The sequence below is a fragment of the Pseudomonas sp. FeN3W genome (assembly GCA_030263805.2).
Taxonomy (GTDB): Bacteria; Pseudomonadota; Gammaproteobacteria; order Pseudomonadales; family Pseudomonadaceae; genus Stutzerimonas; species Stutzerimonas stutzeri_G.
On sequence record CP136010.1, the window covers coordinates 3,992,068 to 4,017,961 of the forward strand.

Consider the following 25,894-nt stretch of genomic DNA (forward strand, 5'->3'; position numbering starts at 1 on the left):
CTGCGAGATATACGTAAGAAAAGGCCCCGAGGGGCCTTTTCTTTTTACATGGTGCTCACGCCGGCTCTTCTTGCCGTTGCGCTTCAGCGCTCGCTGGTTGACTCGCAACCGCCTCGCGAGGCCTGATGAATTTCCAGTCCGCCTCGTCGATGTAGATGCCGGCCGGCCCGCTGCCGCCTTCCAGGTCGATGGCCACGTGCGCCGAGACCTGCGGCTTGACCGAGGCGAGGATCGGTACGAAACCGAGCTGCAGGCTGGTTTCGATCAGCGCCTGCTGGTTGCGCTCGTCGATGTCCGCGGCCTCGTCGAGGTAGTAGGGCAGGCGGATGCGTCCGGCCTGCTCGCGGTCCATCAGGTGCAGCAACAGGTACATGTTGGTCAGCGCCTTGATGGTCATGGTGGTGCCGTTGGAGGCGGCGCCGTCGATGTCGGTATGGATCACCGGCTGGCCGCCGACCTTGGTGATCTCGAACGCCAGCTCGAACAGGTCCTTGAGGCCCAACTGGTTGTTGTTCGCCGCCACCAGGCGCGCCAGGTATTCCTTGGCTTCCTCGTTCTTCGCGTCCTGCTCGGCGGACTGGGACAGGTCGAACACCGACAGCGTCTCGCCTTCCTCGTACTGGCCGGCGCTGTGGATGATCTGGTCGATGTGCCTGAGGGCATCCTTGTTCGGCGCCAGTACGATGCGGAAGCTCTCCAGGTTGGACACCTGGCGCTTGTTGATCTCGCGGTTGAACAGCGCCAGCTGGTGTTCCAGGCTCTCGTAGTCGCTGCGGATATTGCGCAGCGTGCGGGCGATGTCGGTGACCGCCGCGCGGCGGGCCTTGGCCAGGGTCAGTGCTTCGTCCTGGCGGTGGGCATAGGCGTTGACCAGCAACTGCAGGCGGCGCTCGGGATCTTCCTCGCTGTCGAACTTGGCCACGCCCTTCAGCCGCACCTGGGCATAGAGCGCCTCGATCTGGCCGTCGACGCGCTGCAGCGCCTGCCAGCTGTCCTGATAGTCGTTGAGCAGCGGCAGCAGGTTGTCCAGCGAGTCGTCCACCGGGTCCATGAACGGCGTGCCGAACGGCAGATCCGCCGGTAGCAGCTGGCGCCGGCGCAGGGCGTCTTCCAGCGTGCGCTCCTTGGCTTCCAGATCGGCCAGCTGACGGCCGACCAGTTGCAGCTTGGCGGATAGGTGCTGCACGCGCTCGGCGAAGGCATCACTGGTGCGCTTGAGTTCGTCCTGGGCGGCTTCGGCCTGGGCCAGTTGCTCCAGCCTGGCGGGCTCCTCGGCGGCCAGCGTCTGGCTGCGGCGGAAATCCTCCAGCGCCTTCTGCGCATCCAGCACGGCCTGGTACAGCGCCTCGGCCTGGGCCTTGCTCGCCGCGCGATCGACGGCCACGGCGTGCTGGGTCCTGAGCTGTTTCAGCTCGCGCTCCAGGCGGTCCTTCTGGTCGCGCAGGGCGGCGCGATCGGCGAGAGCCTGCAACGCCGGCGGCTCGATATGCGAGAGGTCGATGGACAGCCCCGGCACCGAGAACGTGTCGCCCTTGAAGCGATCCAGCACCGCTTCCACGGCCTTGATCCAGTCATCGCCTTCGGCGGCGATGCCCTTTTCCCCCAGCGGCAGGCTGAACAGCTGGCCATTGAACAGGCGCATCAGGCGATCCACATCGGCCTGGGAGAACTCCTCGCGCAAACGCGAGTAGCTGTTGTTGTCGGCATGGTCGAGCTGTTGCCGGACCGACTTCAGGCGTTTTTCCAGATCGCGCAGGCGCTCATCCAGGTCCTCGCTGGAGAACTGCCGCGACTGCGCCAGGGCGCCGGCCAGTTCGTCGTGGGCGTCCTTGGCGGCGAGCAACTGCTGCTCCAGAACGTGGGTGTCCTCGACCAGGGCGAAACGATTCTTCAGCACCGCCAGCTCGCCGAGCCAGCGCTGGGTCTCGCTGATCTCGCGTTCCAGGCGCATCAGTTCGCCGGTGCTGCCGCGCTGCTCGTTCTGCAGCCCGTCCTGCTCGCGGCGGTAGTGCTCGGCCTGGATCACCAGCTCTTCCTTGCGCGCGTCGGCGTAGTCGTGCCAGGTGCCGAGCAGGTTGTCGAGCAGTGGCGAAAGCCGGTGCAGTTTGCCGCGCAGCAGCTCGCGCTGGGCGACGCCGGCGGCCAGCGCCTCGACCAAGGGGCCTGCGGCCACCAGCGCCTGATAGTCCTGTTCCATGCGCCGCACGTCGCGAAACGCCTCTTCCGTCGCGGCGATGTAGTCGACGCTGCCCGAACGCAGGCTGTGTTCGAAGGCATCGAGGAACAGCTGCTTCAATTTGGCAGCCGTGATCTCCCTCATATGCAGCAGGTTGATGAACAGCGCGCGGAAGGTCTTCAGGCTCTGCTCGCTGGTCGAGCGCAGCGGGATCAGCGTCATGTCCAGCGGGATCGAGGTATGCCCGCCGACCAGCAGCCGGCGCAGCTCATCCGGCTTGGCCTCGTAGGCCTTGATGCCGGCGCGTTCGAGGTTGGCGAACAGCTCGCGCTGGCGCAGGCAGGTGCCGTTCTGCTGGTAGTGGTCCAGATCCAGCGAGCCCTGGTAAACGAAGAACTGGTGGCCGAAGCCGCCGCCCGGGCCGCGCCCGGCCACGCCGATCACATGCGGGCCGTGGGGCAGCATGACTTCGACGAGGATGTAGCTGGTGTCCGAGGCGAAGTAGAACTTGCGCGACTGCTCCAGGCTGTACTTGCCGAAGCTCATGTCCGACATGCGCGCCAGGATCGGGAACTGCAGCGCGTTGATCGACGCGGACTTGCCGAGGTTGTTGGCGCCGTAGACCGACAGCGGGTTTTCCAGCGGAAAGATGCCGAGGCTGTAGCCGGCGGTGTTCAGCAGGGCGAAGCGGCGGATGCCGTAGCGTTCCTGGCTCATGCTTCAAGCTCCTTTTCTTCGGCAATGGCGCGGGCCAGGGCTTCTTCTTCCGATTCTTCGGCTGCTTCCTCGATGAGGATGATGTCGTCCTCGCCCTCGTCCTCGGCAATCAGCTCCGGGGCGGGCAGCGGCAGGTCGCTGCTGTGCAGGCTGGCGGCCAGGTCGCGGTCCTGCTGCACCGACAGGCAGACGTCGAGGAAACGGTGCATCGGCGGCAGGAAGCGGTAGACGCCGTTGCTGTCCTCGGCGAAACCGAGCTGGGTGAGGCGGCGGATGACCTTTTCTTCCAGCTCGTCCTGGGTAGTGACTTCGGCCTGCAGGAACAGGTCGCGGTACTTGTCCAGCAGCGCCGGCAGCTCGTCGCGGCCGAGGCTGCCGCCGTCGAGCACGGCCAGCGGGTCGCGGCCCTGATCCGCCAGGTGCTCGACGAGGATAAAGGTGAACAGCGCCAGGCGCTGGGCGGTCTTGTTGACCTGTGCGCCCATCTGCTCGGGCACGAAGTAATAGAAGCCGCGCGGATCGCAGACCAGCTCGAAGCCCAGCGCCTTGAACAGCGCGCGGTACTGGTCCTGCAGGTTGGAGAGCTGGGCGTAGGGCTCCGGCTCGCTGCGCGACAGGTGGTAGCCCTTGAACAGCTCGCGGAAGATCGGCGCCAGCTGGGTCATTTCCTTGAGGTCGATGTTCATTCAGATGCTCGCAGAGTCGTTGGCGGAAAGGGCTGGGCCATTTCCAGAGCGTGATTTGAGGTGCGGGGAGCGCAGCCCCTCACCCCCGCCCTCTCCCCGAGGGGAGAGGGGAGAGGGAGTTGAATGTGCGTGCTGTTCAGGCATTCGCATTGGCTACCAATGCGAACGAGCTGAGACTGACGCGATGTTCGCGGGTCAGGTACTCGCGGCGTTCCAGGCGGTCGCGTTGGAAGCGGCCGTCGCGCGACAGGCGCGAGAACCAGTAGAGCAGCTCGTCGGTGGCGCCCTCGGGTTCCTGTTCCAGCAGCCAGGCCATCAGGTCCGGCAGCGGCAGCGCCTGCTGGCAGCGCTCGATCATCTCGCGGGCGGTGCGTGGCGTGCGCGGTGCGTCGGCCTTGCGCTTGCTGCCGGCGCGGGGGAATTGCGCCGGCTTCGGCTCGAAGCGCGCCAGGGCATAGACATAGGCCTCGACCTGACTGGCGGTGCCGAGGAAGGTGCTCTGCGGACGGGTGAACAGCGGCAGCGAGGCCTGCGGCACGGCATCCAGGCCCTTCTTGCGGATCGCGGACAATGCCAGCGCGGCGCCGCGGGTCACGGCGTTGTGCCGGCGTGCTTCCTCGCGCAGCGGCAGCAGCAGTTCGCGGGCCTTGCGCAGGGTCAACTGGGCGGTGGTCTGCATTTCGAGGATGCGCGCATGGGTGCGCAGCAAGAGGTCGTCGTCCACCAGTTGGCCGAGGCGCTGCTGCTCGCCGAGCAGCTTCATCAGCACCTGCTCGACGCGGTGCACGCCCTGCTCGAAGGCGCCGTCGGCGGAGACCAGCTGGATCATTGGCTCGACGTATTCGTCCCAGGTTGCTAGGACTTCGGCATAGCGCTGGCGCAGTGGAATCTGGCGGTCGCTGGTCTTGGCCCGGTCGGCGACCGCAACCAGCGCCTGCTCGTCGTTGTCGAGCTTCTTCAGCACGTCGCGCACACGCATGTCGAGCAGGCGCAACTGGCGGGCCAGGTCGTTGCCGTCGCGGATCTCGAAGGCATCGAGGATATGCCCGGCCAGGCGCTCCAGGTGGCGCAGGTAGGCTTCGATCTCCAGGCACAGGCCGAGGCGGTGCTCGCGGCGCAGGTAGGCGAGGAAGTCGTGGATCTGCGCATTCAGCTCGAAGCGGTTGGGGCTCTTGGCCACCGGCACCAGGATATCCAGGCGAATCCACTGGTCGAGCAGGGCGGTGATATCGGTGGGCGTGCCTTCGGGCAGTTGCGCCGCCAGCTGGTGGCGCAGCTCGACCAGGCTCAGGGTGCCTGCATCGAAGCGCTCGCACAGCGGTTCGAGCAGAGCCCAGTGTTCGGCGAGGGCACGCAGTACGCGCTTGGGTTCGATCATCGAGGCGCCAGTCCTGCCAGTGAAAAAGCGCGAATTGTACTGCATTGACAGCCGGCTGAAGGCCCGCCGGACAATCGGACGCGCGCTGAATGCGGTGCCAGACAATTAACTGGGCGATTCATTTGAACGTCATTGCACGCGGGTTAGCCTGTCTAGCATCGGCTCTTGCAGCCATATAGGTGCTACCGGATGTCCTTCAATGGTGACGAAGTGTTGAAAATCTATTTCGATCTGCGCCGGTAATCGGCACAATTCGCCGCTTTTGCAAACGGGGAGCTGCCGGCTCCCGCCGGGCGAACTACCTGGGGGCACGTAGACATGATCAAGACGCCGTATTACCTCATCGACAAGCAGAAGCTGCTGGGCAACCTGGAGAAGATCGCCTACGTGCGCGAAAACTCCGGTGCCAAGGCGCTGCTGGCGCTCAAGTGCTTCGCCACTTGGTCGGTATTCGACCTGATGCAGCAGTATATGGACGGCACCACCTCGTCCTCGCTGTACGAGCTCAAGCTCGGCCGGCAGAAGTTCGCCGGCGAAACCCACGCCTACAGCGTGGCTTGGGCCGACGACGAGATCGACGAGATGGTCGCCAACTGCGACAAGATCATCTTCAACTCCATCGGCCAGCTGGAGCGCTTCGCTGAACGCACCGAGGGCACCATCCGCGGTCTGCGCGTCAATCCGCAGGTCAGCAGCTCCGACTACCTGCTCGCCGACCCGGCGCGGCCGTTCAGCCGCCTGGGCGAGCACGACCCGGCGAAGATCGAGGCGGTGATCGGCAAGATCAGCGGCTTCATGTTCCACAACAACTGCGAGAACGCCAGCTTCGAACTGTTCGACCAGATGCTGACCACCATCGAGGAGCGCTTCGGCCACCTGCTGGAAAAGGTCGAGTGGGTCAGCCTCGGCGGCGGTATCCACTTCACTGGTGAAGGCTATCCGCTGGATGCCTTCTGCGCACGGCTGAAAGCGTTCTCGGAAAAATTCGGCGTGCAGGTCTACCTGGAGCCCGGCGAGGCGGCGATCACCATGAGTGCTTCGCTGGAAGTCACGGTGCTCGACACCCTGTACAACGGCAAGAACCTGGCGGTGGTCGACAGCTCCATCGAGGCGCACATGCTCGACCTGCTGATCTACCGCCTCAACGCCAAGATGGCGCCCAACGACGGCGAGCACAGCTACATGGTGTGCGGAAAGAGCTGCCTGGCTGGGGACATCTTCGGTGAGTACCAATTCGATCGTCCGCTGGCCATCGGCGATCGGCTGTCGTTCATCGACGCGGCAGGCTACACCATGGTCAAGAAAAACTGGTTCAACGGCCTGAAAATGCCGTCCATCGTGGTAAAGCAGCTCGACGGCAGCGTCGAGGTGGTGCGTGAGTTCGACTTTAACGATTACCTGTCCAGCCTTTCCTGAGGCCGCAGTACAAGGGGGTGAAACAATTGAAGAAAAACGTTCTTATCATTGGTGCAGGAGGTGTCGCCAAGGTGGTGGCCCATAAGTGCGCGCAGCACAACGACGAACTCGGTCGTATTGCTATCGCGTCGCGCAACATCTCCAAATGCCAGGCCATCATCGACAGCGTGCAAGCCAAGGGCGGCCTCAAGCAGCCCGGCGAGATCAAGGCCTATGCGCTGGACGCCATGGACGTGGAAGCGACCAAGGCACTGATTCGCGAAACCGAATCGCAGATCGTCATCAACGTCGGTTCGGCCTTCCTCAACATGTCCGTGCTGCGCGCCTGCATCGACACTGGCGCCGCGTATCTCGATACCGCGATCCACGAAGAGCCGGGCAAGATCTGCGAAACCCCGCCGTGGTATGGCAACTACGAGTGGAAGCACCTGGCCGAGTGCCAGGAAAAGGGCGTCACCGCCATCCTCGGCGTCGGTTTCGACCCAGGCGTGGTCAACGCTTACGCTGCCCTGGCGCAGCAGGAATACTTCGACAAGATCGAGTCGATCGACATCCTCGACGTCAACGCCGGTTCCCACGGCAAGTATTTCGCCACCAATTTCGACCCGGAAATCAATTTCCGCGAATTCACCGGTCAGGTTTACAGCTGGCAAAACAGCCAGTGGACGACCAATCGCATGTTCGAGGTCAAGCGTACCGACGACCTGCCGGTCGTGGGCGAACAGAGCCTCTACCTGACCGGTCATGACGAGGTGCACTCGCTGTCCAAGCACCTCGATGTACCGAACATCCGTTTCTGGATGAGCTTCGGCGAGCACTACATCAACGTCTTCACCGTGCTGAAGAACCTCGGCCTGCTCTCCGAGCAGCCGGTGCGCACCGCCGAAGGCCTGGAAGTGGTCCCGCTCAAGGTGGTCAAGGCTGTGCTGCCCGATCCCGCCTCGCTGGCGCCGGGCTATACCGGCAAGACCTGCATCGGCGATGTGGTCAAGGGCGAGAAGGACGGCCAGCCGCGCGAGCTGTTCATCTACAACGTCGCCGACCATGAAGAGGCCTACGCCGAGACCGACAGCCAGGGCATCTCCTACACCGCCGGCGTGCCGCCGGTCGCCGCCGCGCTGCTGGTAGCGCGTGGCGAGTGGGATGCGCAGCGCATGGTCAACGTCGAAGAGCTGCCGGCCCAGCCGTTCCTCAAGCTGCTCGATGTGATGGGTCTGCCCACGCGGATCAACGATGAGCGCGGCGACCGCCCCTGGGACCAGTAAGGCAGCCACAAGCTTCAAGCCATAAGCTGCAAGCAAAAGCGAAAGGCCCCTCTGTTTCGGCAGCGGGGTCTTTCGCTTTGTCGGCGGCGCTGCGGTGGATGGAGAAAGCGCCATCCACCCTACGAGCCAACATGGGCGTTCTGGCCTGCGTAGGGTGGAAAACCGCGAAGCGTTTTCCACGGCGCTCCCCCATTGGTGGAAAAGCCTTCGGCGTTTTCCACCCTACGCGACTTCATTGTTCCATGGCGGCCCCACACTGATTCGCTTGAGGCTTGAGGCTTGAGGCTTGAGGCTTGAGGCTTGAGGCTTGAGGCTTGAGGCTTGAGGCTTGAGGCTTGAGGCTTGAGGCTTGAGGCTTGAGGCTTGCAGCTTCGCCTTCCCGCTTTGTTCATTTCACGCGACAATCCACGGACTACAGCGCCCCATGAGAGGCGCTCGGCAGCCGTGAGGATTTCCTATGAGCAGCAACGATCGCGTCATCATCTTCGACACCACCCTGCGCGACGGCGAGCAGAGCCCCGGCGCGTCCATGACCGGCGAGGAGAAGCTGCGCATCGCCCGGGCGCTGGAGCGGCTGAAGGTGGACGTGATCGAGGCGGGCTTCGCCATCGCCAGCCCGGGCGACTTTGCCGCGGTGAAGCTGGTGGCCGACCACATCAAGGACAGCACCGTGTGCAGCCTGGCGCGCGCCGTCGATGCCGACATCGAGCGCGCTGCCGAAGCACTGGCCGGTGCCAACGCCGGGCGCATCCACACCTTCATCGCCACCAGCCCGATCCACATGCAGTACAAGCTGCGCATGCAGCCGGAGCAGGTGGTCGAGCAGGCCGTGCGCGCGGTGAGCAAGGCGCGCAGCCTGTGTGGCGACGTGGAGTTCTCCTGCGAGGACGCCGGGCGTTCGGAGATCGATTTCCTCTGCCGCATCATCGAGGCCGCCATCGACGCCGGCGCGCGTACCATCAACATCCCGGACACCGTCGGCTATGCGATTCCGCACCAGTACGCCGACACCATCCGCCAGTTGCTCGAGCGCATTCCCAACGCCGACAAGGCAGTGTTCTCCGTGCATTGCCACAACGACCTGGGCCTGGCCGTGGCCAACTCGCTGGCGGCAGTGGTCGCCGGTGCGCGGCAGGTGGAATGCACCATCAACGGCCTTGGCGAGCGTGCCGGCAACGCCGCACTGGAAGAGATTGTCATGGCGATCAAGACCCGCCAGGACCTGCTCGACGTGCACACCCGCATCGAGACCGAGCACATTCTCGCCGCTTCGCGCCTGGTCTCCGGCATCACCGGCTTCCCGGTGCAGCCGAACAAGGCCATCGTCGGCGCCAACGCCTTCGCCCACGAGTCGGGCATCCACCAGGACGGCGTGCTCAAGCACCGCGAGACCTACGAGATCATGTCCGCGCAGTCGGTTGGCTGGAACGCCAACAAGATGGTCATGGGCAAACACTCCGGCCGCGCCGCGTTCCGTTCGCGCCTGGAAGAGCTGGGCATCGCCCTGGAAGGCGACGAGCTGAACGCCGCCTTCGCCCGCTTCAAGGAGCTGGCGGACAAGAAGCACGAAATCTTCGACGAAGACCTGCAGGCGCTGATCTCCGACACCCTGGCCGACGAGGCGCCCGAGCACTTCAAGCTGGCCAGCCTGGACGTGGCGAGCAAGACCGGCACGATCCCCGAAGCCAAGCTGGTGCTCAGCGTCGACGGCGCCGAGCGCAGCGCCGAGGCCGAAGGCTCCGGCCCGGTGGACGCCACCTTCAAGGCCATCGAGACCATCGCCGAGTCGGGTGCCACGTTGCAGCTGTATTCGGTCAACGCCATCACCCAGGGCACCGATTCCCAGGGTGAAGTCACCGTGCGGCTGGAGAAGGGCGGACGCATTGTCAACGGCAACGGCGCCGATACCGATATCGTCGTCGCCTCGGCCAAGGCCTATCTCAACGCGCTGAACCTGATGCAGGTCGGCGCCAAGGCGCATCCGCAGGTGGAGGGCGTTTGATCAACGAAGCCCGGCGTCGCGCCTACCTCGACGCCATGCAGGTGGCCAGCTGGCTGCCGCGTACCGAGTTGCCTTTCGCTGCACCGTCGCGGCCGGAGTTGCTGTTGCCGGTCGCGCCCGAAGCGGAGCCAGACATTGCCGTCGCCCCGCCAGCCGAGGTGCCGGTGGCCGCGCCGGTAGTGGAACGCGCACCCGCAGCGCCTGCAGTCGAATCGCCGCAGGCGCCGCGTCCGCGTATCGCCATGCCGGAGCCCAGGCAGCCGGAACCGGTTGCCGCTGCGACGGAAGAGCAGGCGGCCGAGCCGGCCAAACCCATCGAACCGCCGCCACGTTTCTCGCTGCAGCTGATGCGCGCCGGCAACGTGCTGCTGGTGGTGGAACTGCCCACCGGCGAATCCTTCCAGAGCCGCGACCCGGCCTACATCCTGCTCAAGGACCTGCTGCGCGCCGCACGTCTGCCGGACAAGCCGCAACAGGTGGGCGATGGCGAGCCGATTCGCTGGCCGTTGCTGAATAAGGGCAGCCTCGACCAAGGTGGCGAAGCCGCACGCGATTACGTGCAGGGCGTGATGGCCGCCGAGCTGGAAAACATGGGTTGCGATTGCATCTGGCTGATCGGCCGGCCGGCGCTGCGTTTTGCTGGCGAGGTGGATGTCGACGCCTGCTATCGCGAGCTGGCTGTCGAAGGGCTTGGTCGTGCACTGGCGATGCCTGGCCTGGAACAGTTGATGGAGCAGCCGGCCGCCAAGGCCGAGCTGTGGAAGGCCCTGCGCCGCAGCATGCCGCGCTGGCACATAGGTTCATGAGTACACGTGTGATGAGTGATGCTGTCAGCTTCCGCCCGATGACCGCGGCGGATATCGAAGCCGTGTTGAAGATCGAATACGCCGCCTTCAGCCACCCCTGGACGCGCGGTATCTTCAACGATGCGCTGAGTGCCTACGAATGCTGGGTCATGTTCGAGGGCGAGCAGCAGGTCGGTCACGGCGTGATCAACCTGATTCTCGACGAGGCGCACCTGCTCAATATCACCGTCAAGCCGCAGAGCCAGGGCCGCGGCCTCGGCCTGCGCCTGCTCGAGCATCTGATGCAGCGCGCCCGCGAACGCGGCGGCCGCGAGTGCTTCCTCGAGGTGCGTGCGAGCAACACTGCGGCCTATCGCCTCTACGAACGCTATGGCTTCAACGAAGTCGGCCGGCGGCGGGCGTATTACCCAGCGGCAGACGGGCGCGAAGATGCGCTGGTGATGGCCTGCACGTTGCTGGATTAACTGCTGCGGGCCGAGGCTCCGGCTCTTGGGGTTCTGCCGGTGTCACGATCGCGGTTCCCCATCGCTGACTGTCGTCGGTCTCGTAGGGTGGATCACGCTTCATCGATCCACCGTGCTCTGGTCAAGGTGGATGTAGAAGGCGACATCCACCCCACGCCTACGGAAGTCAGCAGAGGCCGCCTTATGTGCTCCGGGGCCATGTCGCTTTCGCCTGGCGAATGCGGCAACTGGCTCCGCTCTATTCCCCCGGCAGCTTGTCCCGTCCCGAATCCAGCGGCGCTTCGCCTTCCAGTTCTTCGTCCGACAGCACGCTGTCATCCTCGCGCAATACCGCATCGCCGCCGCTGAGGCCGGTGTCTTCGTCACCTTTGGCGGGACCATCCCAGGGTTTGCCGTCGAGCGGGTCGTAGCGGCCCAGTTCGGCCTCGTCGAGATCCACGTCGGCACCGATCTCATGCTCGGAAACCACGCTCAGGTCCTGATCCGCCGGCTCGCCATGGCCGCGTTCGCTTGGCGAGCGCGCGCCGTCCTCGGGGATCAGCGTTTCCGGCGCCAAATCGTCCATGGTGGCTTCGCCATCCGGTACTTCGCCGGCCGTCATGCCCGCTTCGGCGGCGCGTTCGGCGGTGAACTCGTCGGCCACCTGCTCGCCGGGCACTTCGTCACCGACGCGGCCCTTGCGCTCGTCACGGCGCTGATCGAAGTCGAGCTGTTCGATGGAGCCCATGCGGTCTTCGGTGTCGTCGATTTCCGTCGGGGTGTAGGGTTTTTGATCGCTCATGATCGTCTCCTGTCAGAACGTCGGTCATGCAGGTTGTGACCCGGCCGCCCGGGGAAGATTCAGGACTGTCGGCTGGCCGATAACGCCATTCGGGTCCATCCTTTCCGGCAGCCGTAGATGCCTGACCGTCTTGAGAAAAGGGGACGAACCACCGCGCGTGATCCGGAGTCCTACTCTGCATGAATGATCAAAACGACCAACCCGCGGCAGAGCCGCGGCGCTACGCCTTCTTCTTCGATGTCGACGGCACGCTGGCTGAGATTCAGCCCCGACCGGAACTCGTCTTCATTCCACCGTCCACTCTCGCGGCCCTGGAACGCCTGCATGCCGGCGGCATTCCCGTCGCCGTGATCTCCGGCCGACCGCTTGCGCAGCTCGATGCCTTGCTGGCGCCCCTGCAACTTCCCGCCGCCGGTGTGCACGGTGCCGAGCGCCGCGATGCCGCGGGTGAACTGCGCAACCTGGCACTCGACAACCAGGCGCTGGCGCGCATCCAGCATGAATTGCAGCAGGCCTGCAGCGAACACCCCGGCCTGCACCTGGAGAACAAGAGCGTAGCCTTCGCCCTGCATTTCCGTCAGGCACCGGAGCTGGAAGAGGTGGCCCGTGCACTCGCTGAAGACTTCGCCCAGCGTTATGCCGAGGTACTGACCCTGCAGCCCGGCAAGTGCGTGTTCGAACTCAAGCCCCGCGGCGCGAGCAAGGGCGAGGTGATTCGCGCCTTCATGCAGGAAGCGCCGTTCGCCGGCCGCACCCCGGTGTTCCTTGGCGACGACCTCACCGACGAAGCCGGCTTTGCCGCCGTCAATGCGCTCGGAGGTCGATCCATCAAGGTCGGCGACGGTCCCAGCGAAGCCCGCGAACGGGTGGCGTCGGTGACTGCCGTTAGCGACTGGATCGAAGCGCTGCTGAACGAACTCGGTGTGCCGGCCGAGCCCAGAACAAAACCCGACTAGAGCGAGATTTACTGCCATGAGCCGTTTAGTAGTGGTTTCCAACCGCGTGGCGCCAATCAAACCGGGCAAGGTAGCCGCCGGAGGGCTGGCCGTCGGTGTCTACGATGCGCTGCGCCAGGCCGGTGGCATCTGGTTCGGCTGGAGTGGCGAGATCAGCGCAACCCCGACCATCAGCACCGAAGAGGTGGGCAACATCACCTACGTCACGCTGCCGTTGAACAAGCGTGACTACGACCAGTACTACCGCGGCTTCTCCAATGCCACGCTCTGGCCGATCTTCCACTACCGCATCGACCTCGCGCGCTACAGCCGCGAGGAATACGACGGTTACCGGCGGGTCAACGCCATGCTCGCCGAGAAGCTCAAGCCGTTGCTCAAGCGCGACGACATCATCTGGATTCACGATTACCACCTGATCCCGTTCGCCGAAGCCTGCCGCCAGCTGGGCATCCGCAACCGCATCGGCTTCTTCCTGCACATCCCGTTTCCCGCGCCGGAAATCCTCACCGCCATCCCGCCGCACAACGAACTGCTGAAGACCCTCTGCTACTACGACCTGATCGGCTTCCAGACCGACACCGATCGCCTGGCCTTCCAGGACTACATCACCCGCGAGGTGCGCGGCGTCATCGAGGCGGACGGCAGCCTGACCGCCTACGGGCAGAACTTCCGCGCCGGGGTCTACCCGATCGGTGTCGTGCCGGACGAGATCCAGATGCTCGCCGAAGGCTACAAGGGCCGCGCGCATCCCATGCGTCGTGCCACCGACACCCGCCGCCAGACCATCATCAGCGTCGACCGGCTGGACTATTCCAAGGGCCTGGTGGAGCGTTTCCGCGCCTACGAGGAGTTTCTCGACCGCTATCCCAAACACCGCAACAACGTCGAATTCCTGCAGATCGCGCCGACCTCGCGGTCCGACGTGCGCACCTATCAGCACATCCGCGAACAGCTCGAAAGCCAGGCCGGGCACCTCAACGGGCGCCTCTCCGACCTCGACTGGACGCCGCTGCACTACCTCAACAAGAGCTACGACCGTCGCGTGCTGATGGGCCTGTTCCGCACCGCCGACGTCGGCTTCGTCACGCCGCTGCGCGATGGCATGAACCTGGTCGCCAAGGAATACGTCGCCGCGCAGGACCCGGAAGACCCAGGCGTGCTGGTGCTGTCGCGCTTCGCCGGTGCGGCGCGCGAGCTGACCTCGGCGCTGATCGTCAATCCGTACGACTGCGTCGGCATGGCCGAAGCCCTCGACCGTGCGCTGAGCATGTCCCTGACCGAACGCAAGGACCGCTACGAGCACCTGATGCGCGCCATTCGCGCGGCCGATCTGGATGCCTGGCGCGACAACTTCATGCGTGACCTGCGTTCGTTCGTCTCCCAGCCCAGCACCACGGTCATCAAGACGGAAGAACTCGTCGAACCGGACTGACTGACCGCCCGCGCGAGCCGGCCTTGCTTGTCAAAGGCCGGGCCGGCTCGTAAGGTGCGGGGCCGAACCATAGGGACAACGTAGATGAGCGAGCTGGAACCGCTGTTCGAGAACAACGCCCGCTGGGCCGAGGCCATCAAGGAAGAAGACCCTACCTTCTTCGAGAAACTGTCCAAGCAACAGGCGCCGGAATACCTGTGGATCGGCTGCTCCGATGCCCGTGTGCCCGCCAACGAGATCGTCGGCCTGTTGCCGGGCGACCTGTTCGTCCATCGCAACGTCGCCAACGTCGTGCTGCACACCGACCTCAACTGCCTGTCGGTCATCCAGTACGCGGTCGACGTGCTCAAGGTCAAACATATCCTCGTCACCGGCCACTACGGCTGCGGCGGCGTGCGCGCCTCCATGCGCGACGACCAGCTGGGCCTGATCGACGGCTGGCTGCGCAGCATCCGCGACCTCTACTACGAGCATCGCGTGCACCTGTCCAAGCTCGCCAGCGAGGAGGAGCAGGTCGACCGCCTCTGCGAGCTCAACGTCATCCAGCAGGTCGCCAACGTCAGCCACACCACCATCGTCCAGAACGCCTGGCACCGCGGTCAGCCGCTGGCCGTGCACGGCTGCATCTACGGCATCAAGGATGGCCTGTGGAAGAACCTCAACGTCACCGTCAGCGGGCTCGATCAGCTGCCGTCGCAATACCGCCTGCGTCCGCCGCGTAACGCCTGATGAACAGCCGCCACGCCCTGGCCTTCGCCGGTCTGCTCATCGCTGTGCTCTGCTGGAGCGGCAACGCGCTGGTGGCCCGTGCCTTCTACGATCAGATCCCGCCGCTGAGCCTGTCGTTCTGGCGCTGGGTGCTGGCCACCAGCTTGCTGTTGCCCTTCGTCGCCCGTGGCATCTGGTTGCACCGCGCCAGCCTGCGCGCGGCCGGTTGGCGCCTGCCGGTGATCGCCGCGCTCGGCATCGCCAGCTACAACTCGCTGCTCTATACCGCCGCGCAGAGTACCGAAGCGATCAACCTGACACTGGTGAATACCTGCCTGCCGCTGGCGACCTTCATCGGCGCGGGCTTCCTGCTCGGTGAATGGCCACTGCGCCGCGCCTGGTTCGGCATGGCCGTGGCGGCGGCAGGGCTGCTCTATTTGATCAGCCGCGGCAGCTGGCAGACGTTCGCCAGCCTATCGTTCAATGCCGGTGATCTCATCATGCTGCTGGCCGTGCTGGTGTGGGCGCTGTACACGCTGCTGCTACGGCGCTGGTCCGGTTTCCTCAGCGTGCCCCCGCTGGTCCTGCTCGGCGTGCTGATGCTGCTTGGCGTGCCGCTGATCCTGCCGTTCTACCTGTACGAACTGAGCCGGGTAGGGGGCTTCACCGCCACCCCGGCCAACCTCGCCGCCATCGGCTACACCGCCGTGTTCGCCTCGCTGGTGGCCTACGTCGGCTGGAACCATGGGGTGAAGATCGTCGGTGCGGGCAGGGCGGCCATGGTCATGTACCTGATGCCGGTTTTCACCGCACTGCTCGGCTGGCTGCTGCTGGGCGAGGCCCTGCGCACCTTCCACTGGATCGGCGGCGCCCTGATCTTCGCCGGCCTGCTGCTGGCCACGCGACCGTCATTCCGCTAAGGCTGTAGCATTCCGGCCTAGGCGGCTCCACTTGCGCGGCCCGGCCTAGGCGACCGTTCGTAACTAACCGTTTGAAAAGGATAAAAAATCTGTGGAGCCAGGGTTGACAGCCCAAACCGACCAGAGAATAATGCGCGCCACTTGGCTACATAGCTCAGTTGGTTAGAGCGCAGCATTCATAATGCTGATGTCCCAGGTTCAAGTCCCGGTGTAGCCACCAGACACAGAAAGGCGGTTAGCGAAAGCTAACCGCCTTTTTTGTTTTTGGGCTGGTGACTACCGCTCCCCGGATTGCCTCGCCTCGCTTTAGCCATCGCTCCCAGGTCTGTCCCAATTCCGCCTCTTTACAAGTTCTCGCCGGAGCCTGCCCTAGCTATAGGTAGTGGTTGCTTAATGGCAGAGTGCCGCCAGAGAATGGCTAGACGAGTCCCGACTACGACGAGGCCAACCGAAACTTGGCCAATCCAAACGCGGGATAGCGATCACACAGGAAGTAGCTAGGCGCTGGTATGCCCGAAAGACCTAGGGAGGGGTTATGCAAGCTGATTGGGAAGACGCACCAGAGCATCGACGGACAAAGAAACCCGGCCCCGGGCGCCTAATTACTGTTGCAAGTATCGGCACCTTTTTCACCTTCGGTGCTTTAGCACTCATGGACTTCGGCATCGTGATTGATGTCAGCAAGCTAAAGGATGCCTTCCAAGTTCACATAGCCAGTACGCCTCCACCAGATCAGCCTCAACCAGCACCTGCAGCAACACCTGTCCAGGTTGGGACGCCGATAGCCGTAACCCCGCGGCCAAGCTATCAGGCAACTCGCCCAGCAGTGGCACAAGAGCGCAACGCTCAGGGTAAGCAAGTTGTCTTCAACGACCACAACTACATTCCTAAACCCGCTGCTAATACCTACCAGGCGGCTTTAGCGGACTCAATAACAGGATCACGGCCGGTTCAACGGCAGCAGAAACAGCGCATCACTCGATCGGCACGCTGGGAATGGGAAAATGGATATGAGAAGAAACGCATTCGGGGGAGCTTCGAATGGGTAGAAATAGATGGGGAAATTGATCTCTCTTCCATTTGCCAGAACTACAAAAGTGGCTCATTTATTTATCGAGACTGCCGCAAAGGAGCCAAAGTCGCCTTCAACAATATGTGTAAAAGCTACAAACCTTCCTGCTATGCAGGGCGAAATATGATGCCCTAATCAAAATCGCTAGCGAGCAAAAACTGTATATAGAGCCTTGAAGTAAGGGACTGCCATGCCTATAAGTGAAGACTTTTACAAAACGAATGCTGTTTATAAAAGCTGGATTGACAATCCATTTAAATTTATAGAGCCCACTGAGGCAAATAACAGCAAGGGGCTTAGGCGTCCACAAATAGCGGCGCTATATACAGCCTTAGGTTACCTTGCGTCATCTCCCGAAAAGCCTGCAACTGTGGTAATGCCAACAGGCACCGGCAAAACGGACGCAATATTCTCTCTCATTATCGCCGGCCACTTTCCAAGGACTCTCATAATAGTTCCTTCTGACGCATTGAGAGAGCAGACATCCGAAAAAATTGTCGAACTCAAAACACTGAGGGACATAGGCGCAATCAACGAAAATACCGCGCCACCAAAAATACTAAAGATTAGCTCTAAGCTTGAAATTGAGCAGCTAAAAAAAGCCGAAGGCTGCAATGTAGTAATAGCCACACCGCAAGCCATATCTTTATTCAACGAAGACGAGCTTATCTTTCTGGCGGAACTTTGTTCGCACCTAATAATCGACGAAGCCCATCATGTGGCAGCTAGAACTTGGAAGCGTGTAAAGAAGGCATTTACTCATAAGCCTTGTATTCAATTCACGGCGACCCCTTTTCGAGAGGACGGCGAAAGTTTAGAGGGTTCTATAATTTACAACTACCCCCTAAGAGAAGCGCAGAACGACAAATACTTTCAAGAAATTGAATTTCACCCTATTAGGGAGTATCAACCAAGCGCAGCAGACAGATCAATTGCGGAAAAAGCTGTTGCTCTGCTTAGAGAGGATTTGGCCGATGGAAAAGACCACATAATGATGGTTCGGGTTAAATCTCAAAAAAGAGCTGGGGATCTCTTTAAAATATATAAAGAACACGAAGATCTAAATCCAGTACTAATTCACAGTAACACCAAAGGCAAAAAGAATACCCTTGATAACATTAAAAGCAAAAAGCACAAAATAATAGTTTGCGTCAACATGCTAGGTGAAGGTTTTGATCTTCCAGAATTAAAAATAGCCGCTATACACGATCAGCACTGCAGCCCAGCGGTAACCCTTCAATTTATTGGCAGATTGACCAGGGCAAACAAAAATCTTGGAACAGCAAAATTTGTTGCCAATATCGCAAACCAGAAGATGGACGCCCAAATGTCGGCACTTTACGAAGAAAGCGCCGACTGGAGTGCTGTAATTCGTGAAGTTAGTGAGAAAAAAATAAAACGGGAGATACAAAAGCAAGAGCTAAATGAGAAATTCGCAAACAAGGAGGAAGGAGAGCGAATTCTATCGTTAAATCCTACGCCAAACATTAGCGCGACCGCGTATACCGTTAAAAAGGATGAGTGGAATCCAGAAAACATAAATAACTACTATTCATCATTAGAAAAAGTTGAGCTTGTCACCATTAGCGACACTAATGACATAGTAATAATGGTGACGAAGTCAGAGACTTCGGTAGGGTGGGCCAATACCGCAGAGATCAAAAACACAGAATGGTTTCTATATCTAGCGGCGGTTGCAGGAGCTGAGTGCAACACGGTTATTGAATTGAAACCGGAGCATCATGCCGCATTGCCATGGCATTTTGCATGACCTCTCCCATCACCTCGATGGGGCATTTGAAGTCGAAGCGCTTGCGCGGTCGCATGTTCAGTTGCAGCGCAATGGCGTCCAGCTCCTCCTGGCTATGTACCGACAGGTCTGTGCCCTTGGGCAAGTACTGGCGAATCAGGCCGTTGATGTTTTCGTTGCTGCCGCGCTGCCAGGGGCTGTGCGGGTCGCAGAAGTAGATCGCCACGCCGGTTCTTTGGGTGATCTCGGCGTGTCGCGCCATCTCCCGGCCCTGGTCGTAAGTCATGCTCTTGCGCATCTCCAGCGGCATGCTATTGAGCGCGGCGCTGAAGCCTTCCAGCGCCGAAGTCGCCGTCGCGTCGTTCATCTTCACCAACATCAGGTAGCCACTGGTGCGTTCCACCAGCGTACCGACGGACGAGGCGTTGGCCTTACCCTTGATGAGGTCGCCTTCCCAATGCCCCGGCATCAGCCTGTCTTCAATCTCCGGCGGGCGCACATGAATACTGACCATCTCGGGGATCTGGCCGCGCCGATCCACGCCACCAGAGCGCGGCCGGCGCGTCGTCTTGCCTTGGCGCAGACAGATGATCAGCTCCTTACGCAGCTCACCCACTGGCAGGGCATAGATCGCGTTGTAGATCGTCTCGCGACAGACGTAGGCATCTCGCAGGTTGGGTATGTTCATGCTGCGCAGCTTGCCGGCAATCTGCTCGGGAGACAAACGCTCACGCAGCATATGGGTCACCAGTTCGAAGCGCTCGCTACCCGGCAACAGTTTTCGCATCGGTCGACAAACCTGGCGGCGGGCCTGCATTTGCTGCTGGGCCAGGCGGGCCGAGTAGCCACCGCAAGCACCTCGGTTACGGCGCAGCTCACGGCTGATGGTCGAAGGGGATCGGTTGATCAAGCAGGCAATCCTGCGCAGGCTGAAGCCTTGGGTACGACCGATTTGAATGGTGGCGCGCTCTTCAACGCTGAGTTCGGTATAAGACATAGGGGCAGCACCGTACCGGAAAGGTCAGGTGTTGCACTCAGTTTTTGCCGCCGCCAGCCTATTACTCTGAGAATGAGAAGACTCTGTTTATAAACTCTTCTGGGGATGAAGGGCAAACTGCCAAATTCAGAAATTACCTCGTAAAAGAATTTATAAAAATAGATGGCGAGCGGACGTTTCGCGCACTCCACAATATTGATTTCTTAAGGCTGCAAAATGTAGGGTTGTCTAGATCCAATAAAGACTTGAGATTTACGATGCATGTCGGCAGAGACATCGGTGCAATTATTAATGATCTAGAAACAGGTACAGCTATAAAATCCAATATTTTTGCCGCCGGGTATGAGGGAGGTGAAAAAACTACTGCAGGCTGTTCATACAAAGGCAAGTTCTGGGAAATGAACTCTGAAACAATCGACTACTGGGTTCAGTGGTGCATACATACCGGCAAGAAACTAAACAACCCCGACATCGATACAAAAGACATAATAAGAAATGCAATGCAAGCTGAGCCAGTCCGTGAAAAATGGCCAACAGGAATATTCTATGCCGACTGGCCTGATGAAATAGCCATTGAGAACGAACGAAAAGTCCACATAACTCTGAATGGGGAGTCCCACAGCCTAATAGACCTAGAGCTAGGAACTCCACTCATAACATCAGAAAAAACTATCGAAATACCATTGGTAAGACCAGATCGAGATAATAGTAAAGTATTGGATATAAGGATCCTGCTTCTAGCAGATAGCTATAGAATAGAGTGTCCAGGAAAGATATCACTCCAAAAAGATAGAGCGCTCTCAGAATATTTAAGCGATAACCCTCCTCGCCTATTAAAACAAGATGGGTCTTTTATTCGTGGCAACTATAGATACTACTCGGCCAAAACTCTCAACGTAAAAATCCCAATGGCACTTATTGAGGCGTGGAATTGGGGTGATACTCCTTTAAATAAAGAGTCAATGGGGCCGGAAGGAAATTTAAAAACGGTTCAAGGATTCACCTACAAGAAAATTGAAGAAAAATATCAGCTAATTTTCAATGACGATGATGCTGGAGAAGTAGCTGATTTAGTTGGAATCAACGAGACTGAAGATCAAATATTTGTCGACTTTTATCACTGTAAATACTGCCCGTCAAAGTCAGAACCCGGAGGTCGAGTAGAGGACACCTATGTTATTTCCGGCCAAACATCAAGATCAGTCAAATGGGTAAATAGAGGCGAAGAGCTATTTGCGCAGCTAATGTATAGGTACCAAACCGCGATAGAGAAAAATTTTAATCGCGTTCTAAAAGGCGATATATCCAGCATTGATTTATTAAGAAGAAAATGCAGAGACAAGGAGCTTGTTATGGGCTTTTACATTGTCCAGCCCGCGATCAAAGAAAGCAGAATCAGCCAAGATCAGCTTACCGTCCTCGGAACAAGCTATACATATGTAAAAGGTATTGCTGGGAAAGACATCAAGGTGATTGTTAGCAAGTAGATTTATGAGGTGACTACATCGGCAGCTTTCTCTGAACAAAACTGGTGCAGTGAGGTTGGAGGATGGCTGGAAGGCCCGGTTTATGGGCCTTTCTGGCGCAGCAGGGCGCTACGCGGCGGATTCATAATGCTCGCTCGCCCGTCCAGCGACATCCACTAGACATCCCAAGCCGCCTAGCCAAAGCTAGCCGCCTTTTTTCGTTCCTTCTATTTGCTGCTCCGCTTCCCGAGGTAAACCATGCGTGACCGTTTCGATGAGATTCGTGCCGAGCGGGATGTTCGTTCCGTGGAGCCGGCCGTTTACAACCGTGATCCCCATGCCGGGCTGTGGAAGCAGATTGCGTTGGGGATTGTGGTGGGTTATCTGGCGTTGGGTGTTTTGAGTGCCGTGGGTTGGGCGGTGTTTGTGCGGTTTGCGTTGGGCGGTCTGCAGTTTGCGCTGCCGTGAGGGCGCGGTGATTCGGGGTTGAATTGGCTGAAACGGTGACGGTAGAGGCGATGGGTCTAGGGTTTTAGTCGCCGTTGACTGTGCTGGAGCGCAGGAGCAGGATTGCGGCGTTTGGCGATCCGCCATGTGGTTTTTTCTTGTCTTGAGAGCTTGCAATGAATACGTGGCTGTCTGCGGTCTCGGTGATCGTTTGTGTGTTGGCAATCAGTGCGGGTGTGATGTTCGATGTTCGGCAAAAGCCGAGTGATGAGGCGAAGCGTGCGTATACCGCGGAGCGTGTGAACGAGATTCTGCGGCGTAATACCAAGCAGGGCTGAGCCGGGAGGCGAGGCGGCGGAATGAAGAGAGGCGGCCCGAGGGTCGCCTTTTTCATGTCTGAAAAAAGCCGGGCGCGAGGCCCGGCGAAATCCAACGAGGAGGGGTGCTGCGGCGTGGGTGCTTACCAGAGCGGCAGGCTGTAGCTGACGATGAAGCGGTTCTCGTCCAGGTCGCTGCCGAAGTTGCTGCGGGTGGTGGCGTTGCGCAGGCGTAGGCCGAGGTTTTTCAGCGGGCCGCTCTGGAACACGTAGGCGATGTCGGTGTTGCGTTCCCAGGTCTTGCCCTCGCTGGCGCCCACGCCGCGGTCGACGTTGTCGCCGGAGAGGTAGCGGGTCATCAGGCTCAGGCCGGGGATGCCCATGGCGGCGAAGTCGTAGTCGTAGCGGACCTGCCAGGAGCGTTCGTCCTCGTTGCCGAAGTCGTTGATCTGCACCAGGTTGACCAGCGAGTTGTCGCTACCGGCGATGTAGGCGAAGCCGGTATCGCCATTGAGCTGCTGATAGCCGGCGCCGAAGGCGTGGCCGCCGAGCTTGTAGGTGAACATGGCGCCGAAGGCATCGGCGTCGACGTTGCTGCCGCCGTCGTCGGTCTGGTGCACGTAGCGCAGGTCGGTCTTGAAGCTCTGCTTGTCGCCGAGCGGCAGCACGTGGACCAGGCCGAAGTTGTGTTCCTTGTAGATGCCATCCAGCCCGCCGTAGAAGTAGCTGGTGCTCAGCTCAGGCGACCAGGCGTAGCGTGCGCCGGCGAAGAGGAATTCGTCGCTACTGGTCTGGCTGCCGAACTGGATGTTGCGGCGGCCGCCGTTGAAGGCGGACATTTCCTCGTTATCCGAGGAGTTGCGCTGGTTGACGCGGTCGAGCTTGCCGAGGTCCAGGGTCAGGCCTTCGATCTCCTTGCTCTGCAGCCAGGCGCCGCGGTAGGTCTGCGGCAGCAGGCGGCTGTCGTTGCGCATCACCACCGGCAGGATCGGTTGCAGGGTGCCGACGTGCAGGGTAGTGGCGGATAGCTTGGCCTTGGCCGTAATGCCGGCGGAGCCGTAGTCGTCCTGGGCGCGGTTGGGGGCCTCACGGTCGCTCTGCAGGATGCCGGTGCCGACGCGGTCGGGGCTGGAGTCGAGCTTCACGCCGAGCAGGCCGATGGCGTCCAGGCCGAAGCCGACCGGCCCTTCGGTGTAGCCGGATTCCATTTTCAGCATGAAGCCCTGAGCCCATTCCTCGGCCTTGGACTGGCCGTTGCCGGAACGGAAGTCGCGGTTCATGTAGAAGTTGCGCAGGTCGATGCTGGCCTTGCTGTCTTCTACGAAGGCGGCGCTGGCGGGGTTGGCGGCGATCGCTACGGCGCCGCCGCAGAGGATATGGCAGAGGGATTTGTGGTGCAGTCGCATGGTGTTTCCTCTTGTTGTTGTTTTCGGCCGCTCTCGGGCGGCTAAAGGGCATAGAGCGAAAGGCGTGCCAGTCGCGGAAATACGCGGTCTGGTCGGCCGAATACCGCGCGCCAGAAGGGTTGCGCGGTGCAGTGGCATGCTTTGGGCGCGGTATGGAAAGCGTCCGGCAGACTGGACATGTATGGCGCGCGGCCAGCTTTGGCGAGGCGGTGTCCAGCGCGGCGGACGGTTGGATAAGAGGGCGCCGGCCGGGGAGCCGGCGCCGGTTCAGGTGCTAGCGGGTGCCCTTGCGGCTCTTCACGCAGACGAAGCTCGACGCGGCATTCACGTCGCCCTTGCCGACATACTTCGGCCAGCCCGGGTATTCGCACAGCGGGCGGGTGCGGCCGGGTACGCCGACGCTGTCGGCAACGACCTGCCGGCGCGGCGCGCGGCCCTGTTCGACCCAGTCTTCCAGCGCGGTCAGCGAATCCCAGGCAGCGTTGAACACCGTGCTGGCGGCGTGGCCGTAGCCGGGGACCTCGTAGTAGCGCAGGAAGTGCTTGGTCTTGCCGGGGCCCATGTCGCGGCGCACGCGCTCGTAGTATTCGGCGGTGGCGCGGGTGCTCACCAGCTGGTCGGAGCTGCCGTGGGCCATGAGGATCTTGCCGCCATTGCGGGCGAAGGCGGACAGGTCGGTCCGGTTGACGTCCTGGCGCAGCGACAGCTCGCTGATGCGCGCCTGCCACGGGCCGGGGTTCTGCGGGTCGAGGGTCAGCGAGTTGAAGGTGGGATTGCGCGTCACGAAGTAGCGCACCCATTCATCCCAGAAGCCGGAATGGTAGGGCGCGCCCTCGGCGAACCCGGTGCCGTGCACGGGCATCGGGTAGCTCGGCTGCAGGGTGTTGAGGCCGAGGCGGTTGACCACCAGCTGCACGCCCTCACCAGGGCGGCCGAGATCGGTGCCCCAGGTATTGAAGCCTGGATAGTGAGTCTCGCCGCTGGCCAGCGGAAAGTTGAAGCGGATCGGCGTGTTGAACACCCGCAGCGCCTGGATCTGCGCATCCGACAGGCAACGCTGCGAGGTGTCGGCACCGCCCGGGCAGCGCAGCGGTTTGCCGTTGAGCTTGGCGCGGGCCGGGTCGAACCGCGCATTGCAGGCGGCCTGATGGCTGATCACGCCGTCGCGCGCGCCATCCAGCCTGTCGCAGGCCTGCATAGCGGCTTCCAGCAGTGCGGCACGTTTCTCCAGGCTGGGGAAGGCGCCGGGCTGGGCGAGAGCGCGGGTGATGCGGCCGAACTGCAGGTCCAGCGCCAGGGCGTTGTAGGCGGGGTAGAGGACGATGGCACCGTTGAAGTCGGTCGGCCATTGCTGCACCACGGCCAGCGCCTCGCGGCCACCGGTGGAGCCGCCGGCGAAATAGCTGCGTTCGGGCATGGCGCCGTAGCGCTGTTCGATCAGGTAGATGGCGGCGTCGCGGGTTTTCTTCAGCGCGTCGTGGGCGTAGTTGGCCAGGGCCTCGTCGTTCCAGGCGAAGGAGCCGGGGCTGAGCGGATCGGCCACATGCCCGGAATCGCTGCCGAATACCGCATAGCCGCGGCCGAGCGGCGTGGGCTGATCGACCGGGCCGGCCGGCACGTTGCCGGCGACGTTCGGCACCGTGCCGTTGTAACCGCCGCCGCCGAACATCATCGCCTTGCGGTTCCACTGCTCGGGCAGCACCAGGCGCATGCGGATCGCCGGTGCGGCGGGGTCGACCGGACGAATCTCGGCGCTGAGGTCGCAATAGGCGCCGAACGCCTGCGGTGCGCTGCCGCCAGCCGCGACCGGGGTCGCTGCGGTAACGCGCGCGCCGCTGGTGGGCAGGCCGATGGCCTGGGCCGGTATCTCGCGGCCGAGCAGCTCGGTGCAGGTCGCCGCCTGGGCGGACTGGCTGGCCAGCAGCGCCAGGGCGAGGGAGGCCAGGGGCAGGGAACAGCGCGCAAGCGAATTGCAGGATGGATGCATCATTGAGGCTTTCCTTCTTCTTGTTGTCGGGCCGTGTGCCAGGTAGGCGCATAAGCGCTCAAGCCAATGACATGCCAGCGGATGGAAGGAAGGGTGAGCAGGCGATGGCCGGTCATCGCCGCTGGGGCGAGGGCTCTACGGCGGGGATGTCGGAAACAGCGGGGGAGACAAAGAGACGTCCAGCGCGGCGGAGCGCAGGTGAAGCGATGTCCGGCACGCTGGACGACTGTCCGCCGCGCCGGACATGGCGCTGTCAGTTGTAGCGGCCGTTGATTCCGCCGACGCTGTAGCGCCCGGCGCCAAGCAGCAGGATGGCCAGCGCGCCGAACAGGAACAGGGCCTGCAGTTCGATGGCCCAGCCACCCATCGGCCCGATGTCGAACAGTTCGGCCCGGTGCGCCAGGGCCAGCGCGACGACCATGTTGCCCAGCATCAGCAGGGCGCCGAGGCGGGTGTAGACGCCAAGGATCACCAGCAGCGGCCCGACCACTTCGCCCAGGAACACGCCATAGGCGAGAAAGGCCGGCAGCCCCATGCCGGCCAGCATGCCGGCGATGCCGTCCACACCGTGCAGCAGTTTGTGGATGCCGTGCAGCAGCATCAGTACGCCGACTGCCAGTCTGAGAACCAGTTTGCCTGCATCGTCTGTCATCGTTGCGTGTCCCCTTGCGGCGCCGGGAATCGGCGGCCCTGCCTCCAATGTAGATCAGCCGCTGTGACATTGCCGCGTCGTCAATGACGGCCA

Annotated in this window: 22 protein-coding genes and 1 tRNA gene; 15 read left to right on the top strand and 8 right to left on the bottom strand. The window is 61.6% G+C overall.

The window, feature by feature from the left end; translation table 11 throughout:
• Nucleotides 1–55 precede the first annotated feature (55 nt).
• The 3 genes from mksF to mksB all read right to left on the bottom strand — a co-directional run bounded on the left by mksF (nt 56) and on the right by mksB (nt 4,957).
• Nucleotides 56–2,893: an Mks condensin complex protein MksF gene (gene mksF / locus P5704_018805; protein WOF78059.1), complete on the bottom strand. Its 2,838-nt coding sequence runs from the start codon at nt 2,891–2,893 to the stop codon at nt 56–58.
• Entirely contained in the window at nt 2,890–3,579 is a 690-nt protein-coding gene (mksE, locus tag P5704_018810; GenBank protein ID WOF78060.1) for an Mks condensin complex protein MksE, read from the bottom strand. Before mksE ends, mksF begins: the two co-directional genes overlap by 4 nt.
• A gap of 136 nt (nt 3,580–3,715) precedes the next feature.
• A complete protein-coding gene (gene mksB, locus P5704_018815) occupies nt 3,716–4,957 on the bottom strand; it encodes an Mks condensin complex protein MksB (GenBank protein ID WOF78061.1) in 1,242 nt (413 codons plus the stop codon).
• A 318-nt stretch (nt 4,958–5,275) separates the two neighbouring features.
• Here mksB and P5704_018820 point away from each other — a divergent pair, with 318 nt between their 5' ends.
• The 5 genes from P5704_018820 (at nt 5,276) to rimI (ending at nt 10,910) form a co-directional block, all read left to right on the top strand.
• Nucleotides 5,276–6,373, top strand: a complete 1,098-nt coding sequence (locus tag P5704_018820) for a carboxynorspermidine decarboxylase (GenBank protein ID WOF78062.1) — start codon at nt 5,276–5,278, stop codon at nt 6,371–6,373.
• 26 nt (nt 6,374–6,399) lie between these two features.
• A complete protein-coding gene (locus P5704_018825) occupies nt 6,400–7,638 on the top strand; it encodes a saccharopine dehydrogenase family protein (protein WOF78063.1) in 1,239 nt (412 codons plus the stop codon).
• A 457-nt stretch (nt 7,639–8,095) separates the two neighbouring features.
• On the top strand, nt 8,096–9,640 hold the full coding sequence (locus P5704_018830) for a 2-isopropylmalate synthase (protein WOF78064.1): 1,545 nt from the start codon (nt 8,096–8,098) through the stop codon (nt 9,638–9,640).
• Nucleotides 9,637–10,446 carry an energy transducer TonB gene (locus P5704_018835; GenBank protein ID WOF78065.1) on the top strand — a complete coding sequence of 270 codons (810 nt, stop codon included), beginning with the start codon at nt 9,637–9,639 and terminating at the stop codon, nt 10,444–10,446. Before P5704_018830 ends, P5704_018835 begins: the two co-directional genes overlap by 4 nt.
• Before the next feature lie 11 nt (nt 10,447–10,457).
• Nucleotides 10,458–10,910, top strand: coding sequence for a ribosomal protein S18-alanine N-acetyltransferase (rimI, locus tag P5704_018840; GenBank protein WOF78066.1), 453 nt, complete (start codon nt 10,458–10,460; stop codon nt 10,908–10,910).
• 238 nt (nt 10,911–11,148) lie between these two features.
• On the opposite strand, the gene P5704_018845 is transcribed toward rimI, so the two are convergent.
• Nucleotides 11,149–11,691 carry a hypothetical protein gene (locus P5704_018845; GenBank protein ID WOF78067.1) on the bottom strand — a complete coding sequence of 181 codons (543 nt, stop codon included), beginning with the start codon at nt 11,689–11,691 and terminating at the stop codon, nt 11,149–11,151.
• 179 nt (nt 11,692–11,870) lie between these two features.
• Between P5704_018845 and otsB the strand changes: the two genes are divergently transcribed.
• From otsB to P5704_018880, 7 genes are all read left to right on the top strand, one after another.
• Nucleotides 11,871–12,647, top strand: a complete 777-nt coding sequence (otsB, locus tag P5704_018850; GenBank protein ID WOF78068.1) for a trehalose-phosphatase — start codon at nt 11,871–11,873, stop codon at nt 12,645–12,647.
• Between the two features lie 16 nt (nt 12,648–12,663).
• The gene (gene otsA, locus P5704_018855) at nt 12,664–14,079 is read left to right on the top strand and encodes an alpha,alpha-trehalose-phosphate synthase (UDP-forming) (protein ID WOF78069.1); all 1,416 of its coding nucleotides are present in this window, start codon (nt 12,664–12,666) and stop codon (nt 14,077–14,079) included.
• Nucleotides 14,080–14,163: 84 nt separating this feature from the next.
• Nucleotides 14,164–14,808: a carbonate dehydratase gene (can, locus tag P5704_018860; protein ID WOF78070.1), complete on the top strand. Its 645-nt coding sequence runs from the start codon at nt 14,164–14,166 to the stop codon at nt 14,806–14,808.
• Nucleotides 14,808–15,707, top strand: a complete 900-nt coding sequence (locus P5704_018865) for a DMT family transporter (GenBank protein ID WOF78071.1) — start codon at nt 14,808–14,810, stop codon at nt 15,705–15,707. Before can ends, P5704_018865 begins: the two co-directional genes overlap by 1 nt.
• A 143-nt stretch (nt 15,708–15,850) precedes the next feature.
• Nucleotides 15,851–15,927, top strand: a tRNA-Met gene (locus tag P5704_018870).
• 315 nt (nt 15,928–16,242) lie between these two features.
• Entirely contained in the window at nt 16,243–16,914 is a 672-nt protein-coding gene (locus tag P5704_018875; protein ID WOF78072.1) for a hypothetical protein, read from the top strand.
• A gap of 55 nt (nt 16,915–16,969) precedes the next feature.
• Nucleotides 16,970–18,550 (top strand): DEAD/DEAH box helicase family protein, encoded by a 1,581-nt coding sequence (locus tag P5704_018880; GenBank protein ID WOF78073.1) that lies wholly within the window; start codon nt 16,970–16,972, stop codon nt 18,548–18,550.
• Here the strand turns inward: P5704_018880 and P5704_018885 are convergent.
• Nucleotides 18,498–19,526 (bottom strand): IS30-like element ISPsp7 family transposase, encoded by a 1,029-nt coding sequence (locus P5704_018885; GenBank protein WOF78074.1) that lies wholly within the window; start codon nt 19,524–19,526, stop codon nt 18,498–18,500. The genes P5704_018880 and P5704_018885 overlap by 53 nt on opposite strands.
• A 44-nt stretch (nt 19,527–19,570) precedes the next feature.
• Here P5704_018885 and P5704_018890 point away from each other — a divergent pair, with 44 nt between their 5' ends.
• From P5704_018890 to P5704_018900, 3 genes are all read left to right on the top strand, one after another.
• Complete coding sequence (locus tag P5704_018890; GenBank protein WOF78075.1) at nt 19,571–21,013, top strand: hypothetical protein; 1,443 nt, start codon at nt 19,571–19,573, stop codon at nt 21,011–21,013.
• 237 nt (nt 21,014–21,250) lie between these two features.
• Nucleotides 21,251–21,460: a hypothetical protein gene (locus tag P5704_018895; GenBank protein WOF78076.1), complete on the top strand. Its 210-nt coding sequence runs from the start codon at nt 21,251–21,253 to the stop codon at nt 21,458–21,460.
• Nucleotides 21,461–21,615: 155 nt separating this feature from the next.
• Nucleotides 21,616–21,777 (top strand): hypothetical protein, encoded by a 162-nt coding sequence (locus tag P5704_018900; GenBank protein WOF78077.1) that lies wholly within the window; start codon nt 21,616–21,618, stop codon nt 21,775–21,777.
• Nucleotides 21,778–21,899: 122 nt separating this feature from the next.
• On the opposite strand, the gene P5704_018905 is transcribed toward P5704_018900, so the two are convergent.
• The 3 genes from P5704_018905 to P5704_018915 all read right to left on the bottom strand — a co-directional run bounded on the left by P5704_018905 (nt 21,900) and on the right by P5704_018915 (nt 25,801).
• Nucleotides 21,900–23,162, bottom strand: coding sequence for an OprD family porin (locus P5704_018905; GenBank protein ID WOF78078.1), 1,263 nt, complete (start codon nt 23,160–23,162; stop codon nt 21,900–21,902).
• A 274-nt stretch (nt 23,163–23,436) separates the two neighbouring features.
• The gene (locus P5704_018910) at nt 23,437–25,152 is read right to left on the bottom strand and encodes a tannase/feruloyl esterase family alpha/beta hydrolase (protein WOF78079.1); all 1,716 of its coding nucleotides are present in this window, start codon (nt 25,150–25,152) and stop codon (nt 23,437–23,439) included.
• 250 nt (nt 25,153–25,402) lie between these two features.
• Entirely contained in the window at nt 25,403–25,801 is a 399-nt protein-coding gene (locus P5704_018915) for a DoxX family protein (protein ID WOF78080.1), read from the bottom strand.
• Between the last annotated feature and the right edge of the window lie 93 nt (nt 25,802–25,894).